Raw genomic sequence first — 16,859 nt, forward strand, 5'->3', positions numbered from 1 at the left:
AATGCATAACGACAAAGATCTCTCCACGTGGCAAACGTTCCGCCGACTCTGGCCGATGATTGCCCCTTTTAAAGCAGGCTTGATCGTGGCGGGTGTAGCGTTAATCCTCAACGCAGCCAGCGATACTTTTATGCTATCGCTTCTTAAACCGTTACTGGATGACGGTTTTGGTAAAACGGATCGCTCAGTGCTGCTATGGATGCCTCTGGTGGTTATCGGACTGATGATCTTACGCGGTATCACCAGCTATATCTCAAGCTACTGCATTTCCTGGGTATCCGGGAAAGTGGTGATGACCATGCGCCGTCGACTGTTCAGTCACATGATGGGCATGCCGGTTGCGTTCTTTGACAAGCAGTCAACCGGGACGCTGCTGTCGCGTATTACCTACGACTCCGAGCAGGTTGCTTCTTCCTCTTCCAGCGCGCTGATTACCGTTGTGCGCGAGGGCGCGTCGATCATCGGTCTGTTCGTGATGATGTTCTACTACAGCTGGCAGCTGTCGCTTATCCTTATCGTTCTGGCACCGGTGGTTTCCATTGCTATCCGCGTCGTGTCAAAGCGCTTCCGCAATATCAGTAAGAATATGCAGAACACGATGGGGCAGGTGACCACCAGCGCAGAGCAGATGCTGAAAGGGCATAAAGAAGTGCTGATTTTTGGTGGTCAGGACGTCGAAACCAAACGCTTTGATAAAGTCAGCAACAAAATGCGTCTGCAGGGGATGAAAATGGTCTCGGCCTCTTCCATCTCTGACCCGATTATTCAGCTGATTGCTTCGCTGGCACTGGCGTTCGTCCTGTATGCAGCAAGCTTCCCGAGCGTCATGGAGACGCTGACGGCGGGTACCATTACCGTGGTCTTTTCCTCAATGATTGCCCTGATGCGTCCGCTGAAGTCACTGACGAACGTAAACGCCCAGTTCCAGCGTGGGATGGCCGCCTGCCAGACCCTGTTCAGCATTCTGGATTCCGAACAGGAAAAAGATGAAGGTAAACGCGTCATTGAGCGCGCGAACGGCGACGTTGAGTTCCGCAATGTGACCTTTACCTATCCTGGCCGCGAAACACCGGCTCTGCGCAATATCAACCTGACCATTCCGGCGGGGAAAACCGTTGCGCTGGTAGGCCGTTCTGGCTCGGGGAAATCGACCATTGCCAGCCTGATCACCCGTTTCTACGACATTGACGAAGGTGAAATTCTGTTAGACGGCCACGACCTGCGGGAGTATACCCTGCAGTCGCTGCGTAATCAGGTAGCGCTGGTCTCTCAGAACGTGCACCTGTTCAACGATACCGTGGCAAACAATATTGCCTATGCGCGTACTGAAGAGTACAGCCGCGAGCAGATTGAGAACGCCGCGCGTATGGCTTACGCGATGGACTTTATCAACAAGATGGATAACGGTCTGGATACCATCATCGGTGAGAACGGCGTACTGCTCTCCGGTGGGCAGCGTCAGCGTATCGCCATTGCCCGTGCGCTGTTGCGCGACAGCCCGATCCTGATCCTGGACGAAGCGACCTCTGCGCTGGATACGGAATCTGAACGCGCGATTCAGTCCGCGCTGGATGAGCTGCAAAAGAACCGTACCTCGCTGGTGATTGCGCACCGTCTGTCGACTATCGAGCAGGCTGATGAAATCGTCGTGGTTGAGGACGGTATCATTGTTGAGCGTGGAAGCCATGCTGACCTGCTGGAACACCGCGGCGTTTACGCTCAGCTTCATAAGATGCAGTTCGGCGAATGATTGCACGCATCTGGTCCGGTGAATCCCCGCTGTGGCTGCTGCTTTTGCCGCTCTCCTGGCTCTACGGCCTGGTGAGCGGCATCATCCGCCTGCTTTATCGTCTGGGGGTGAAGCGGGCCTGGCGCGCGCCGGTGCCGGTTGTGGTTGTCGGTAATCTTACGGCGGGCGGCAACGGCAAAACGCCGGTGGTGATCTGGCTGGTAGAGCAGTTACAAAAACGCGGTATACGCCCGGGCGTGGTATCGCGCGGATATGGTGGTCAAGCGGCGCATTACCCGCTGTTGCTGACGGCGGAAACCACGACGGCTGAAGCGGGTGATGAACCGGTATTGATTTTCCAGCGTACCGGCGTACCGGTCGCGGTTTCCCCGGTGCGCAGCGATGCCGTACAGGCACTGCTTGCCGAACACGCGGTACAAATCATCATCACTGACGATGGTCTGCAGCATTACGCCCTGGCGCGTGATAAAGAGATTGTGGTCATCGACGGCGTTCGCCGTTTTGGTAACGGCTGGTGGTTACCTGCCGGGCCCATGCGCGAACGCGCTTCACGTCTGAAGTCTGTGGATGCGGTGATCGTGAACGGGGGTGAGGCGAAAACGGGTGAAATCCCGATGCACCTGCAGCCGGGCCTGGCGATCAACCTGGTGACGGGGGAACGCCGGTCGGTTTCAGAGTTGCCTTCACTGGTAGCGATGGCGGGCATTGGTCATCCGCCGCGCTTCTTCGCGACGCTGGAACAGTGTGGTGCCCGGCTGGAAAAACGCGTTCCGCTGGCCGACCATCAGGCGCTGGTGGAAGGGCAGGTAGACGCCCTGACCGCACCCGGGCAGTCGCTGATCATGACCGAAAAAGATGCGGTGAAATGCCGCGCCTTTGCGAAAGATAACTGGTGGTATCTGCCGGTTGACGCCGAACTCAGCGGTGAGCAGCCGGAACATTTGCTCAAGGAACTGATTGCGTTGGTGCACTAAAGGCTTACGCGGTTCTGGTGGCGCTTTGACTGACAGGAAAACGCATGTCTCTACCGCAACTCTCGCTTTCAGCCGCACGTAATCTCCACCTGGCCGCGCAGGGGCTGCTCAAAAAGCCCCGCCGCCGCGCGCAGCCTGCCGATATCCTCTCTACCGTACAGCGCATGTCGCTCCTCCAGATCGACACCATTAATATTGTGGCCCGCAGCCCTTACCTGGTGCTGTTTAGCCGCCTGGGGAGTTATCCTTCCCAGTGGCTGGATGAGGCGCTCAGCAAGGGGGAGTTGATGGAGTATTGGGCGCATGAAGCCTGCTTCCTTCCTCGCAGCGATTTTGCCCTGGTGCGTCACCGTATGCTTGCGCCGGAAAAGATGGGCTGGAAATACCGACAGGCCTGGATGCAGGAACATGCGGCTGAAATAGAGCAGCTCATCGCGCATATTCAGGAAAACGGTCCTGTACGCTCTGCCGATTTTGAACACCCGCGCAAGGGGGCAAGCGGCTGGTGGGAGTGGAAGCCGCACAAACGTCATCTCGAAGGGTTATTTACCTCTGGGAAAGTCATGGTGATTGAGCGGCGTAACTTTCAGCGCGTCTACGATCTGACGCATCGCGTGATGCCGCACTGGGACGACGAGCGCGACCTGCTTACCCAGGAGGCGGCCGAGGCCATTATGCTGGAGAACAGCGCCCGCAGTCTGGGGATTTTTCGCGCGCAGTGGCTGGCAGATTATTATCGCCTGCGCCAGCCCGTGCTGAAACCGCTGCTGGACATGTGGCAACACGAGCAGCGCGTTATTCCCGTTACCGTGGAAACGCTGGGCGAAATGTGGCTGCATGCGGATCTCCTTCCGTTATTGCCTCAGGCTCTGGAGGGGAAACTTCAGGCAACCCACAGCGCGGTATTGTCGCCGTTCGACCCGGTCGTCTGGGACAGAAAACGCGCCGAGCAGCTCTTTGATTTTAGCTACCGGCTGGAATGTTATACCCCGGCCCCAAAGCGCCAGTATGGCTACTTTGTTTTACCGCTGCTGCATAAAGGACAGCTGGTCGGGCGCATGGATGCCAAAATGCACCGCAAGACCGGCACGCTTGAAATCATTGCGCTTTATCTGCAAGAGGGCGTCAGGGTGACGGCGAGCCTGGAAAAAGGATTAACGTCCGCCATTAGTGAATTCGCGCGTTGGCAGGGGGCCGACGACGTGACGCTGGGCCGGGTACCTGATGGATTGTTTACATCCTGTCGAAGTGGCTGGGAAACAGGCACGTCCTGAAAAGGGAATGTGTTAAGCTTTAGCGATTACCCATACGGAGGAACTATGGATCACCGTTTACTTGAAATTATTGCCTGCCCGGTATGCAACGGCAAACTTTACTACAGCCAGGACAAACAAGAGCTCATTTGCAAGCTGGACAGTCTGGCTTTCCCGCTGCGTGACGGTATTCCGGTATTGCTGGAAAATGAAGCCCGTTCCCTGGTGGCAGAAGAGAGCAAGCCATGAGTTTTGTCGTCATTATTCCTGCGCGTTATGCCTCAACGCGTCTGCCGGGTAAACCGCTGGTGGATATTAACGGCAAGCCGATGATTGTGCATGTCCTCGAGCGCGCGCGTGAATCGGGTGCTGACCGCGTGATTGTTGCCACCGACCATCCGGATGTCGCTCGTGCGGTTGAGGCCGCAGGCGGAGAGGTGTGCATGACTCGCGCCGATCACCAGTCCGGCACCGAACGTCTGGCGGAAGTGGTTGAGAAATGCGGTTTCAGTGATGATACGGTCATCGTAAACGTGCAGGGTGACGAGCCGATGATCCCCGCGGTCATTATCCGTCAGGTGGCCGAAAACCTGGCGCAGCGTCAGGTCGGAATGGCGACGCTGGCAGTACCCATTCATCATGCAGAAGAAGCGTTTAACCCGAATGCGGTGAAGGTCGTCATGGATGCGGAAGGCTATGCGCTCTATTTCTCCCGCGCCACGATCCCGTGGGATCGCGATCGCTTTGCGCTCTCTAAAGAGACCATCGGTGATACCTTCCTGCGTCATATTGGGATCTACGGCTATCGCGCTGGCTTTATTCGCCGCTATGTGGCCTGGGCGCCGAGCCCGCTGGAGCATATCGAAATGCTGGAGCAGCTTCGCGTGCTCTGGTACGGCGAGAAAATTCACGTTGCCGTTGCTGAGGAAGTACCCGGCACGGGCGTAGACACCCCTGAAGATCTTGAGCGCGTTCGCGCCGAATTGCGTTAATCTTACCGGCATCTCTCCGCAGGGAGGGATGCACTCTCCGCTTTATTTTTCACTTTCTTTTTCCTGATTGATCTCTTCCGGGTGACATCTTCATTAAGGACGCTCATTATAAAAGCAGTAGTCTTAATGGGGGTAATCTCATATGGAACAGCTGCGTGCCGAACTTAGCCATCTGCTGGGTGAAAAGTTAAGCCGGGTCGAATGCGTGAGTGAAAAAGCCGATACCGCGCTCTGGTCGCTTTACGACAGTCAGGGTAACCCGATGCCGCTAATGGCAAGAAGTTTCACGTCACCCGGCGTTGCCAGGCAGCTTGCATGGAAAATGTCGATGCTGGCGCGGGAGGGAACCGTGCGTATGCCGACGGTGTATGGCGTGATGACCCATGAGGAACACCCCGGCCCGGACGTACTGCTGATTGAACGTTTACTCGGTGTGCCCGTTGAAGCGCCCGCGCGAACGCCGGAACGCTGGGAGCAACTGAAAGACCAGATTGTCGAGGCGCTGCTGGCCTGGCACCGTCAGGATAGCCGTGGACTTGTCGGACCGGTTGACAGCACCCAGGAAAACCTCTGGCCGCTGTGGTACCGCCAGCGGGTTGAAGTGCTGTGGGGAACGCTTAACCAGTTCAACAATACCGGTTTAACCATGCAGGACAAACGTATCCTGTTTCGCACCCGGGAGTGCTTACCGGCCTTGTTCGACGGTTTTAATGACAACTGCGTGCTGATCCACGGCAATTTTACCCTGCGCAGCATGCTCAAAGACGCCCGCAGCGATCAGCTTCTGGCAATGGTGGGGCCGGGCATCATGCTCTGGGCACCGCGCGAATATGAGTTGTTCAGGCTCAGCGACAGCGGGGCGGCGGAAGGCTTACTGTGGCATTACCTCCAACGCGCCCCCGTTGCGGAAGCGTTTCTCTGGCGACGTTGGCTCTACCTGCTCTGGGACGAAGTCGCGCAGCTGGTGAACACCGGACGATTCAATCGCGCAAACTTCGATCTGGCAACAAAATCACTCTTGCCCTGGCTCGCCTGAGGATCCTTTCAGCCACTGCCAGAGGCGTCCGAGCGTCTCGTAGCCGACGCGGTCGCTATGCATCAGCCACACCGGGGAGGGGATCGCCCGTTCCCACGGGTTGAGCGGTGCGTCGATGGCCATCTGGTTTGCCGGTGCGGGAAGCGGGTGCAGGCCTTGCTTCTCAAAGAAAATCATCGCGCGCGGCAGGTGCGAGGCGGAGGTCACCAGCAGGAACGGGGCATCGCCAATCGCCTGCTTCACTGCAGCAGCCTCTTCTTCGGTGTCTTTCGGGCTGTCCAGCGTGATGATTGAGGAACGCGGCACGCCGAGAGATTCCGCGACCCTGGCGCCCGCTTCAGCCGTACTCACCGGGTTCGTTTTCGCCGCCGCGCCGGTGAAGATCATTTTTGATCCCGGATTCGCCAGCCACAGGCGAATACCTTCGTTCAGCCGTGGCAGGCTGTTGTTGATCAGGTTTGAGCTCGGAGCCCAGTCAGGATCCCAGGTATATCCACCGCCCAGCACCACGATGTACGACACTTTCTGATTTCCCTGCCATGTTGGGTACCTGTTCTCGATGGGGCGTAACAGGCCATCCGCGACCGGTTGCAGGCTCAACAGCAGCAAGACCAGCCAGCCGAGCGTGATAAGCGTTTTGCCACTCTTCTGAAAGCGACTGAACCACACCAGCGCCAGCCCCAGCGCGATGATGATGAGCAGCAGCGGAAGGGGAAGCATCATCCCTCCAATGTATTTCTTAAGGGTAAAAAGCATCCTTTTTGGTTCCTTTTTTGACCATATAGCAGGTGATTGCCGGTGATATTACACCAGAGAGGTTCATTCTCCGCGCGGGTGTGACAAAATAGCGGTTTTGCAGTTAGCGAGTGGAACTCTCCCAATGCGGGATCGCAATTTTGATGACATCGCGGAAAAATTTTCGCGCAACATTTATGGCACCACGAAGGGGCAGCTCCGTCAGACGATCCTCTGGCAGGATCTGGACACCATTCTGGCTACGTTCGGCGGCCAAACGTTGCGCGTGCTGGACGCCGGTGGTGGTGAAGGGCAGACGGCCATAAAAATGGCTGAACGCGGTCATCACGTCACGCTTTGCGATCTTTCTGCTGAAATGGTCGCCCGCGCGACGCGTGCGGCAGAAGAGAAAGGTGTGAGCGACAACATGCATTTTATACAATGCGCCGCTCAGGACATCGCACAGCATTTGGAAACCCAGGTTGATCTGATATTGTTTCATGCGGTGCTGGAGTGGGTTGCCGATCCGCAAAGCGTGTTACAAACCCTGTGGTCGATGTTGCGCCCGGGCGGCACGCTGTCGCTGATGTTCTACAATGCTAACGGCTTCCTGATGCACAACATGGTTGCGGGAAACTTCGACTATGTTCAGGTCGGGATGCCCAAAAAGAAAAAGCGCACGCTTTCCCCGGACTATCCGCGCGATCCACAGCAGGTTTATGGCTGGCTGGAAGCGATTGGCTGGCAGATTGTCGGGAAGACGGGCGTCAGGGTGTTTCATGATTATCTGCGTGAAAAACACAAACAGCGTGACTGTTTTGACACCTTAACAGAATTGGAAACGCGGTATTGCCGTCAGGAGCCTTTTGTCAGCCTTGGCCGCTATATTCACGTCACCGCGCACAAGCCGCAGATGCAAGGATAACCTATGAGTGAATTTTCCCAGACAGTCCCCGAACTGGTTGCCTGGGCCAGGAAAAACGATTTCTCCATCTCGCTGCCGGTAGACAGACTTTCATTCCTGCTGGCGGTCGCCACGCTGAACGGCGAGCGGCTGGATGGTGAAATGAGCGAGGGTGAACTGGTGGATGCGTTCCGCCACGTCAGTGATGCGTTTGAGCAAACCAGCGAAACCATTAGCGTCCGTGCCAACAACGCGATCAACGATATGGTGCGTCAACGTCTGCTGAACCGCTTTACCAGCGAGCAGGCGGAAGGAAACGCCATCTATCGCCTGACGCCACTGGGCATCGGCATCACCGATTATTATATCCGCCAGCGTGAATTTTCCACGCTGCGTCTTTCCATGCAGCTGTCGATCGTGGCGGGTGAGCTTAAGCGCGCCGCCGATGCGGCAGATGAAGACGGTGACGAATTCCACTGGCACCGAAACGTCTATGCACCGCTGAAATATTCGGTGGCGGAAATCTTCGACAGTATCGATCTGACCCAGCGCCTGATGGACGAACAGCAGCAGCAGGTGAAAGACGATATCGCACAGCTGCTGAATAAAGACTGGCGAGCGGCCATCTCCAGCTGTGAACTTCTGCTGTCAGAAACCTCCGGTACGCTGCGTGAGCTGCAGGATACGCTGGAAGCCGCAGGGGATAAGCTGCAGGCGAACCTGCTGCGTATCCAGGACGCGACGCTGGCGCACGACGATCTGCACTTTATCGACCGTCTGGTGTTCGACCTGCAGAGCAAACTGGACCGTATTATCAGCTGGGGCCAGCAGTCGATCGACCTGTGGATTGGCTATGACCGACACGTGCATAAATTTATCCGTACCGCGATCGATATGGATAAAAACCGCGTCTTTGCCCAGCGTCTGCGCCAGTCGGTGCAGACCTATTTCGATGCGCCGTGGGCGCTGACCTACGCCAATGCCGATCGTCTGCTGGATATGCGCGACGAAGAGATGGCGCTGCGCGATGAAGAGGTGACCGGTGAACTGCCGCCGGATCTGGAATATGAAGAATTTAACGAAATTCGCGAGCAGCTTGCGGCGATGATCGAAGAACAGCTCGCGGTCTATAAAACCAGACAAGCTCCGCTGGATCTTGGACTCGTGGTGCGCGACTATCTGGCGCAATATCCGCGCGCGCGCCACTTCGACGTTGCCCGCATTGTGGTAGACCAGGCGGTTCGCCTGGGTATCGCGCAAGCAGACTTCACCGGACTGCCGCCGAAGTGGCAGCCAATTAACGATTACGGAGCCAAGGTACAGGCGCATGTCATTGACAAATATTGAACAAGTGATGCCGGTTAAGCTGGCACAGGCGCTGGCGAATCCGTTATTTCCGGCGCTGGACAGCCAGCTGCGTGCCGGTCGTCACATTGGCTTAGACGAGCTGGATAATCACGCCTTTTTGATGGACTTCCAGGAGTACCTGGAAGAGTTTTACGCACGCTACAACGTGGAGCTTATCCGCGCGCCGGAAGGGTTTTTCTACCTGCGCCCGCGCTCCACGACGCTGATCCCGCGTTCCGTGCTCTCCGAGCTGGATATGATGGTCGGCAAAATTCTTTGCTACCTCTACCTCAGCCCGGAACGTCTGGCGAATGAAGGGATCTTCACCCAGCAGGAGCTTTACGACGAGCTGTTGACGCTGGCAGATGAGAGCAAGCTGCTCAAGCTGGTGAACAACCGCTCCACGGGGTCGGATCTTGACCGTCAGAAATTACAGGAAAAGGTTCGCTCTTCCCTGAACCGTCTGCGTCGTCTGGGGATGGTCTGGTTTATGGGTCACGACAGCAGCAAATTCCGCATTACGGAATCTGTCTTCCGCTTCGGCGCCGACGTGCGTGCGGGCGATGACGCGCGTGAAGCGCAGCTTCGCATGATCCGCGACGGTGAAGCGATGCCGGTGGAAAACCATTTGCAGCTCAATGATGAGCATGAAGAGAATCTGCCGGATAGCGGGGAGGAAGAGTAATGATTGAACGCGGTAAATTTCGCTCACTGACGCTGATTAACTGGAACGGCTTCTTTGCCCGAACGTTCGATCTGGATGAGCTGGTGACGACGCTCTCCGGCGGTAACGGTGCGGGTAAATCCACCACCATGGCGGCCTTTGTCACGGCGCTGATCCCTGACCTGACGCTGCTTCACTTCCGTAACACCACCGAAGCGGGGGCCACAAGCGGCTCCCGTGATAAAGGTCTGCACGGGAAGCTGAAGGCCGGCGTCTGTTATTCGGTTCTGGACGTCATTAACTCCCGCCATCAGCGCGTGGTGGTGGGCGTACGCCTGCAGCAGGTTGCCGGTCGCGATCGTAAAGTCGATATTAAACCGTTCGCCATCCAGGGGCTGCCAACGTCCATGCAGCCAACGGCGCTGCTGACGGAAACCCTGAACGAACGCCAGGCGCGCGTGCTGACGCTCCAGGAGCTGAAAGATAAGCTCGAAGCGATCGAAGGCGTGCAGTTCAAGCAGTTCAACTCGATTACCGACTACCACTCGTTAATGTTCGATCTGGGCGTGGTGGCGCGTCGTCTGCGCACGGCATCAGACCGCAGCAAATACTATCGCCTGATTGAAGCGTCTCTGTACGGCGGTATCTCCAGCGCGATTACCCGCTCCCTGCGCGATTACCTGCTGCCGGAAAACAGCGGCGTGCGTAAGGCCTTCCAGGATATGGAAGCGGCGCTGCGTGAAAACCGCATGACGCTGGAAGCGATTCGCGTGACCCAGTCTGACCGTGACCTGTTTAAACACCTGATCAGTGAAGCCACCAACTACGTGGCGGCGGACTACATGCGCCACGCTAACGAGCGCCGCGTCCACCTCGATCAGGCATTAGAATATCGCCGCGAGCTGTTTACCTCCCGTAAACAGCTGGTGGCCGAGCAGTACAAGCACGTCGAAATGGCGCGCGAGCTCGGTGAGCACAACGGTGCCGAGGGCGACCTGGAAGCCGATTACCAGGCCGCCAGCGATCACCTGAACCTGGTGCAAACTGCGCTCCGTCAGCAGGAAAAAATCGAGCGCTATGAAGCGGACCTCGACGAGCTGCAGATCCGTCTCGAAGAGCAAAATGAAGTGGTGGCCGAAGCCGCCGAGATGCAGGAAGAGAACGAAGCCCGCGCCGAAGCGGCCGAGCTGGAAGTGGATGAGCTGAAAAGCCAGCTTGCCGATTACCAGCAGGCGCTGGACGTGCAGCAGACGCGTGCGATCCAGTACACCCAGGCACTGCAGGCATTACAGCGCGCGAAAGAGCTGTGCCATCTGCCTGACCTGACGCCGGAAAGCGCCGACGAGTGGCTGGATACCTTCCAGGCCAAAGAGCAGGAAGCCACTGAGAAACTGCTGTCCCTCGAACAGAAAATGAGCGTTGCGCAAACGGCGCACAGCCAGTTTGAGCAGGCCTATCAGCTGGTCGTAGCGATTAACGGCCCGCTGGCGCGTAACGAAGCCTGGGACGTTGCCCGTGAACTGCTGCGCGACGGCGTGAACCAGCGCCATCTGGCCGAGCAGGTTCAGCCGCTGCGTATGCGTCTGAACGAGCTGGAACAGCGCCTGCGCGAGCAGCAGGAAGCCGAGCGTCTGCTGGCGGAATTCTGCAAACGTCAGGGCAAAAATTACGATTTTGACGAGCTTGAGGCCCTGCATCAGGAACTCGAGGCGCGTATCGCTGCGCTTTCAGACACGGTCTCCAGCGCCAGCGAACAGCGTATGACCCTGCGTCAGGAGCTGGAACAGCTGCAGTCCCGTTCGCAAGCGCTTCTGCAGCGTGCACCGGTCTGGCTGGCGGCCCAGAGTAGCCTTAACCAGCTCAGCGAACAGTGCGGCGAGCAGTTTGAATCCAGTCAGGAAGTGACCGAATACCTGCAGCAGCTGCTGGAGCGCGAGCGCGAAGCCATTGTTGAGCGTGATGAAGTCGGCACGCGCAAGCGTGAAGTCGACGAAGAAATTGAACGCTTAAGCCAGCCGGGCGGTGCGGAAGACCCGCGTCTCAATGCCCTGGCGGAGCGTTTTGGCGGCGTGCTGCTGTCCGAGATTTACGATGATGTCGGTCTGGACGATGCGCCATACTTCTCCGCGCTGTACGGTCCATCCCGTAATGCGATTGTGGTGCCGGATCTGTCGCTGATTTCTGAACAGCTTGCCGGCCTGGAAGATTGTCCGGAAGATCTTTACCTGATCGAAGGGGATCCGCAGTCGTTCGATGACAGCGTATTCAGCGTCGACGAACTGGAAAAAGCGGTGGTGGTGAAAATCGCTGACCGTCAGTGGCGTTACTCCCGCTTCCCGGAGCTGCCGCTGTTTGGCCGCGCTGCGCGCGAAAGCCGCATCGAAAGCCTGCACGCCGAGCGTGAAACGCTGTCTGAACGTTTTGCGACCCTGTCGTTTGACGTGCAGAAAACCCAGCGCCTGCATCAGGCGTTTAGCCGCTTTATCGGCAGCCATCTGGCCGTGGCCTTTGAAGCTGACCCGGAAGCGGAAATTCGCAAGCTCAATACCCGTCGCGGCGAGCTGGAGCGGGCGATTGCCAGTCATGAAAGCGACAACCAGCAGAGCCGCGTCCAGTTCGAGCAGGCGAAAGAGGGCGTCGCGGCCCTTAACCGTATTCTGCCGCGCCTGAATCTGCTGGCGGATGACACGCTGGCCGATCGCGTGGACGAGATCCAGGAGCGCCTGGATGAAGCGCAGGAAGCCGCGCGCTTCGTGCAGCAGCACGGCAATCAGCTGGCGAAGCTGGAGCCGGTTGTCTCTGTCCTGCAGAGTGACCCGGAACAGTTTGAGCAGTTGAAAGAAGACTATGCCTGGTCGCAGCAGGTGCAGCGCGAGGCGCGTCAGCAGGCGTTCGCCCTGACGGAGGTGGTGCAGCGTCGCGCCCACTTCGGCTACTCCGATTCGGCAGAAATGCTGAGCGGTAACAGCGATCTGAATGAAAAGCTGCGTCAGCGCCTTGAGCAGGCGGAAGCGGAACGTACCCGCGCCCGCGAGGCAATGCGCAGCCATTCCGCTCAGCTGAACCAGTACAACCAGGTGCTGGCCTCGCTGAAAAGCTCCTTCGATACCAAGAAAGAGCTGTTAAACGACCTGCAGAAAGAGCTTCAGGACATCGGCGTTCGTGCCGACAGCGGGGCAGAAGAGCGCGCGCGCATTCGTCGTGACGAGCTGCATGCTCAGCTGAGCAACAACCGTGCGCGTCGCAATCAGCTGGAAAAAGCGCTGACCTTCTGCGAAGCAGAAATGGATAACCTGACCCGTCGCCTGCGCAAGCTGGAGCGCGACTACTTTGAGATGCGCGAGCAGGTCGTGACCGCGAAGGCGGGCTGGTGCGCGGTGATGCGCATGGTGAAAGACAATAACGTTGAGCGTCGCCTGCACCGTCGCGAGCTGGCATATCTTTCTGCCGATGAGCTGCGTTCCATGTCGGATAAGGCGTTGGGTGCTCTGCGTCTGGCGGTGGCGGATAACGAACACCTGCGCGATGTTCTGCGCATGTCCGAAGATCCGAAACGTCCTGAACGTAAAATCCAGTTCTTCGTGGCGGTTTACCAGCACCTGCGCGAACGTATTCGTCAGGACATCATTCGTACTGACGATCCGGTCGAGGCTATCGAACAGATGGAAATCGAACTGGGTCGTCTGACGGAAGAGCTGACCTCCCGCGAGCAGAAGCTGGCGATCAGCTCCCGCAGCGTGGCGAACATCATCCGTAAAACCATTCAGCGCGAGCAGAACCGTATCCGCCAGCTCAACCAGGGTCTGCAGAGCGTGTCGTTTGGCCAGGTGAACAGCGTGCGCCTCAACGTTAACGTGCGCGAAGCGCATGCCACCCTGCTGGAAGTGCTGTCTGAGCAGCACGAACAGCATCAGGATCTGTTCAACAGTAACCGTCTGACCTTCTCTGAAGCGCTGGCGAAACTGTATCAGCGCCTGAACCCGCAGATTGATATGGGCCAGCGTACGCCGCAAACCATCGGTGAAGAGCTGCTGGATTACCGTAACTACCTCGAAATGGAGGTAGAGGTAAACCGTGGTTCAGACGGCTGGCTGCGTGCGGAATCCGGAGCGCTCTCAACCGGTGAAGCGATCGGTACCGGTATGTCAATTCTGGTGATGGTGGTACAGAGCTGGGAAGACGAAGCGCGCCGCCTGCGCGGCAAAGATATCTCCCCATGCCGACTGCTGTTCCTGGATGAGGCTGCGCGTCTTGATGCGCGCTCCATTGCCACGCTGTTTGAGCTTTGTGAACGTCTCGATATGCAGCTCATCATTGCGGCACCGGAGAACATCAGTCCTGAAAAAGGGACAACCTACAAGCTGGTGCGTAAAGTGTTCCAGAACAGCGAACACGTCCACGTTGTGGGGCTGCGTGGCTTTGCGCCGCAGCCGCCAGAGTCACTGCCAGAAACCACGGCGGACGCTTCCTGACGCGTTTTCCGATCCGAAGCGGCGCCCTGGCGCCGCTTTTTTTTTAAACTTAACTTGTGCTTAGGGCTGCGTTATCTTTAAACTTCTTTACATAAGGTAAGGCAACAGCTTAGCCGTCTACCTATAATGAAAGAAAGCCCCAACGTGATGGGCATGTCGTGAAAACAGGGGGCAAGGGATGTTGCTTAAGAAAGAATGTGGTCGTCAGCTGTCGGCGCTTAGTTTATGCCTGGCAGTGATGTTTGCTCCACTGTTAACCGCCCAGGCCGACGAGCCTGAAATTGTGCCGACTGACAGCTCGGCAACGACAGGCGCGCAGCCTACGTCGTTGTCCCAGCCGCTGGAACAGTCTCCGGCGACGGCTATCATGGCCGGTATTAAGCCGCTGCCGGAAGGCATCGATGCCGAATCGCTCAGCCAGCAGCTGCAGTCAGGGCTGCCGTCAGGCTACACGCCGGTCTATATCAGTCAGCTCACGCTCCTCTATGCTGCCCGCGATATGAAACCGATGTGGGAAAACCGCGATGCCGTGCGCGCCTTCCAGCAGCAGCTGGCGGAGGTCGCGATTGCAGGGTTTCAGCCACAGTTTACAAAGTGGGTTGAGCTGTTAACCGATCCTGCCGTGTCCGGTCAGGCACGGGACGTCGTGCTTTCCGATGCCATGATGGGCTATCTGCAGTTTGTGGCGGGTATTCCGGTCAATGGCAACCGCTGGCTGTATAGCGATAAGCCGTATAAGCTGGCGACGCCGGCGCTGTCGGTGATTAACCAGTGGCAGTTAGCCCTGGATAACGGCGAACTGCCGCGCTTTATTGCCAGCCTCGCACCAGCGCATCCACAATATGCCACTCTGCACGAGTCGCTTCTCGCGCTGGTGGGCGACTCGCGTCCATGGCCGCAGATGCGCGGCACCGCGACGCTGCGTCCGGGGCAGTGGAGCAGCGATGTGCCTGCTCTGCGTGAGATCCTGACGCGCTCCGGTCTTCTTGATGGCGGGCCACATATCGCTCTGCCTGGTGACGATCCACAAAACGGGGCGGTCAGTCCGTCAGCGCCCGTGAAAGAGAAAAAAGCGATTGCCGTCAACAATAAACCCGCAGCATACGATCGCGAGCTGGTTGCGGCAGTGAAGCAATTCCAGGCCGCTCAGGGACTGGGAGCCGATGGCGTCATTGGCCAGACGACACGAGACTGGCTGAACGTATCGCCTGCGCAGCGGGCTGGGGTGCTGGCGCTCAATATCCAGCGTTTGCGCCTGCTGCCTGGAACCCTCTCTACCGGGATTATGGTTAACATTCCGGCGTATTCACTGGTCTATTACCAGGACGGTAGCGAAAAACTGGCGTCACGCGTGATTGTCGGGCGTCCGGATCGCAAAACGCCGATGATGAGCAGCGCGTTGAATAACGTGGTGGTTAACCCGCCGTGGAACGTGCCACCGACGCTGGCGCGTAAAGACATTCTGCCGAAGGTCTGGAACGATCCGGGTTATCTGGAACGTCATGGTTATACGGTGATGCGTGGCTGGAACAGTAAAGAGGCCATCGATCCTTATATGGTCGACTGGTCGACAATCACGGCTTCTAACCTACCGTTCCGTTTCCAGCAGGCTCCGGGGGCGCATAACTCTTTAGGGCGTTACAAATTCAATATGCCGAGTTCTGACGCTATCTATCTGCACGATACGCCGAACCACAATCTGTTCCAGAAAGATACGCGCGCGCTGAGTTCTGGCTGCGTGCGCGTGAACAAAGCCTCGGAGCTGGCCAATATGCTGCTGCAGGACGCGGGCTGGAACGATACGCGCATTTCGGATGCCCTGAAGCAGGGAGATACGCGTTACGTTAATATCCGACACAATATTCCGGTCAATCTTTACTATCTGACGGCGTTTGTTGGCGAAGACGGGCGGACTCAGTACCGTACAGATATTTACAATTATGATCTCACCGCGCGATCCGGCGCACAAATTTTGCCAAAAGCGGAACAATTAATCAGGTAAATGAAGCAGTTCGGGAAAAATGATTGTCGTAAGTTAGGGTGAATAAGGGGCTATATCGCTGCAAGCCGCGTATTCACTGGGGTTGGGCGCCTTGACGTACCCGGTTTTGCCAGTTAAGGTGCCCTTCGTGCGCTAAGCATATTACGATTTCTTTTACCTGTAGACCTGATTATCATGGACAAATTTGACGCTAATCGCCGCAAACTGCTGGCGTTAGGTGGTGTTGCGCTTGGCGCAGCGGCCATCTTGCCGACGCCAGCATTTGCCACCCTCTCGACACCTCGTCCGCGAGTTTTAACGCTCAACAATCTTCATACCGGTGAGTCGTTAAAAGCGGAGTTCTTCGATGGCAGAGGCTATATTCAGGATGAATTAGCAAGACTTAACCATTTTTTCCGTGATTTCCGCGCGAATAAAATTAAAGCCATCGACCCAGGACTGTTTGATCAGCTTTTCCGCCTTCAGGGCCTGCTGGGTACCAGCAAGCCGGTGCAGCTTATTTCTGGTTATCGCTCGGTTGATACCAATAATGAACTGCGCGCCCACAGTCGCGGGGTAGCGAAAAAAAGCTATCACACGAAGGGCCAGGCAATGGATTTCCATATTGAGGGCGTTTCGTTAGCCAATATTCGCAAAGCTGCGTTATCTATGCGCGCAGGTGGTGTAGGATATTACCCCAGCAGCAACTTTGTGCATATTGATACCGGTCCGGTTCGGCACTGGTAATAAC

The 16,859-nt window shown here is 57.1% G+C and carries 13 protein-coding genes; 12 read left to right on the forward strand and 1 reads right to left on the reverse strand.

The genetic code is table 11. The features are described 5' to 3' along the window. The first annotated feature begins 1 nt into the window (after window position 1). The 6 genes from msbA (at window position 2) to V1572_RS10295 (ending at window position 6,005) form a co-directional block, all read left to right on the forward strand. A complete protein-coding gene (gene msbA / locus V1572_RS10270; RefSeq protein WP_045908385.1) occupies window positions 2-1,750 on the forward strand; it encodes a lipid A ABC transporter ATP-binding protein/permease MsbA in 1,749 nt (582 codons plus the stop codon). Continuing rightward, window positions 1,747-2,724 carry a tetraacyldisaccharide 4'-kinase gene (gene lpxK, locus V1572_RS10275; protein ID WP_111966982.1) on the forward strand — a complete coding sequence of 326 codons (978 nt, stop codon included), beginning with the start codon at window positions 1,747-1,749 and terminating at the stop codon, window positions 2,722-2,724. Before msbA ends, lpxK begins: the two co-directional genes overlap by 4 nt. 44 nt (window positions 2,725-2,768) lie before the next feature. Next, window positions 2,769-3,998, forward strand: coding sequence for a winged helix-turn-helix domain-containing protein (locus tag V1572_RS10280; protein ID WP_069719502.1), 1,230 nt, complete (start codon window positions 2,769-2,771; stop codon window positions 3,996-3,998). 45 nt (window positions 3,999-4,043) lie between these two features. Continuing rightward, on the forward strand, window positions 4,044-4,226 hold the full coding sequence (gene ycaR, locus V1572_RS10285; protein WP_006174474.1) for a protein YcaR: 183 nt from the start codon (window positions 4,044-4,046) through the stop codon (window positions 4,224-4,226). Beyond that, on the forward strand, window positions 4,223-4,969 hold the full coding sequence (gene kdsB, locus V1572_RS10290) for a 3-deoxy-manno-octulosonate cytidylyltransferase (protein WP_008499959.1): 747 nt from the start codon (window positions 4,223-4,225) through the stop codon (window positions 4,967-4,969). Before ycaR ends, kdsB begins: the two co-directional genes overlap by 4 nt. 142 nt (window positions 4,970-5,111) lie before the next feature. Beyond that, complete coding sequence (locus tag V1572_RS10295; RefSeq protein WP_196352643.1) at window positions 5,112-6,005, forward strand: YcbJ family phosphotransferase; 894 nt, start codon at window positions 5,112-5,114, stop codon at window positions 6,003-6,005. Here V1572_RS10295 and elyC read toward each other — a convergent pair. Then, window positions 5,982-6,761 carry an envelope biogenesis factor ElyC gene (gene elyC / locus V1572_RS10300; RefSeq protein WP_048027210.1) on the reverse strand — a complete coding sequence of 260 codons (780 nt, stop codon included), beginning with the start codon at window positions 6,759-6,761 and terminating at the stop codon, window positions 5,982-5,984. The genes V1572_RS10295 and elyC overlap by 24 nt on opposite strands. A gap of 124 nt (window positions 6,762-6,885) precedes the next feature. Here elyC and cmoM point away from each other — a divergent pair, with 124 nt between their 5' ends. From cmoM to V1572_RS10330, 6 genes are all read left to right on the forward strand, one after another. Beyond that, a complete protein-coding gene (cmoM, locus tag V1572_RS10305; protein ID WP_032649174.1) occupies window positions 6,886-7,665 on the forward strand; it encodes a tRNA uridine 5-oxyacetic acid(34) methyltransferase CmoM in 780 nt (259 codons plus the stop codon). 3 nt (window positions 7,666-7,668) lie between these two features. Continuing rightward, window positions 7,669-8,991: a chromosome partition protein MukF gene (gene mukF, locus V1572_RS10310; RefSeq protein WP_008499955.1), complete on the forward strand. Its 1,323-nt coding sequence runs from the start codon at window positions 7,669-7,671 to the stop codon at window positions 8,989-8,991. Continuing rightward, a complete protein-coding gene (gene mukE, locus V1572_RS10315; RefSeq protein WP_008499954.1) occupies window positions 8,972-9,676 on the forward strand; it encodes a chromosome partition protein MukE in 705 nt (234 codons plus the stop codon). Before mukF ends, mukE begins: the two co-directional genes overlap by 20 nt. After that, window positions 9,676-14,127 carry a chromosome partition protein MukB gene (gene mukB, locus V1572_RS10320; protein ID WP_063621312.1) on the forward strand — a complete coding sequence of 1,484 codons (4,452 nt, stop codon included), beginning with the start codon at window positions 9,676-9,678 and terminating at the stop codon, window positions 14,125-14,127. Before mukE ends, mukB begins: the two co-directional genes overlap by 1 nt. Before the next feature lie 178 nt (window positions 14,128-14,305). Beyond that, on the forward strand, window positions 14,306-16,129 hold the full coding sequence (gene ldtD, locus V1572_RS10325) for a L,D-transpeptidase (RefSeq protein ID WP_262796044.1): 1,824 nt from the start codon (window positions 14,306-14,308) through the stop codon (window positions 16,127-16,129). A 174-nt stretch (window positions 16,130-16,303) separates the two neighbouring features. Further along, the gene (locus V1572_RS10330; RefSeq protein ID WP_014169403.1) at window positions 16,304-16,855 is read left to right on the forward strand and encodes a YcbK family protein; all 552 of its coding nucleotides are present in this window, start codon (window positions 16,304-16,306) and stop codon (window positions 16,853-16,855) included. Window positions 16,856-16,859 lie beyond the last annotated feature (4 nt).

Source organism: Enterobacter quasiroggenkampii, assembly GCF_043972695.1.
In the GTDB taxonomy this organism is placed as follows: domain Bacteria; phylum Pseudomonadota; class Gammaproteobacteria; order Enterobacterales; family Enterobacteriaceae; genus Enterobacter; species Enterobacter quasiroggenkampii.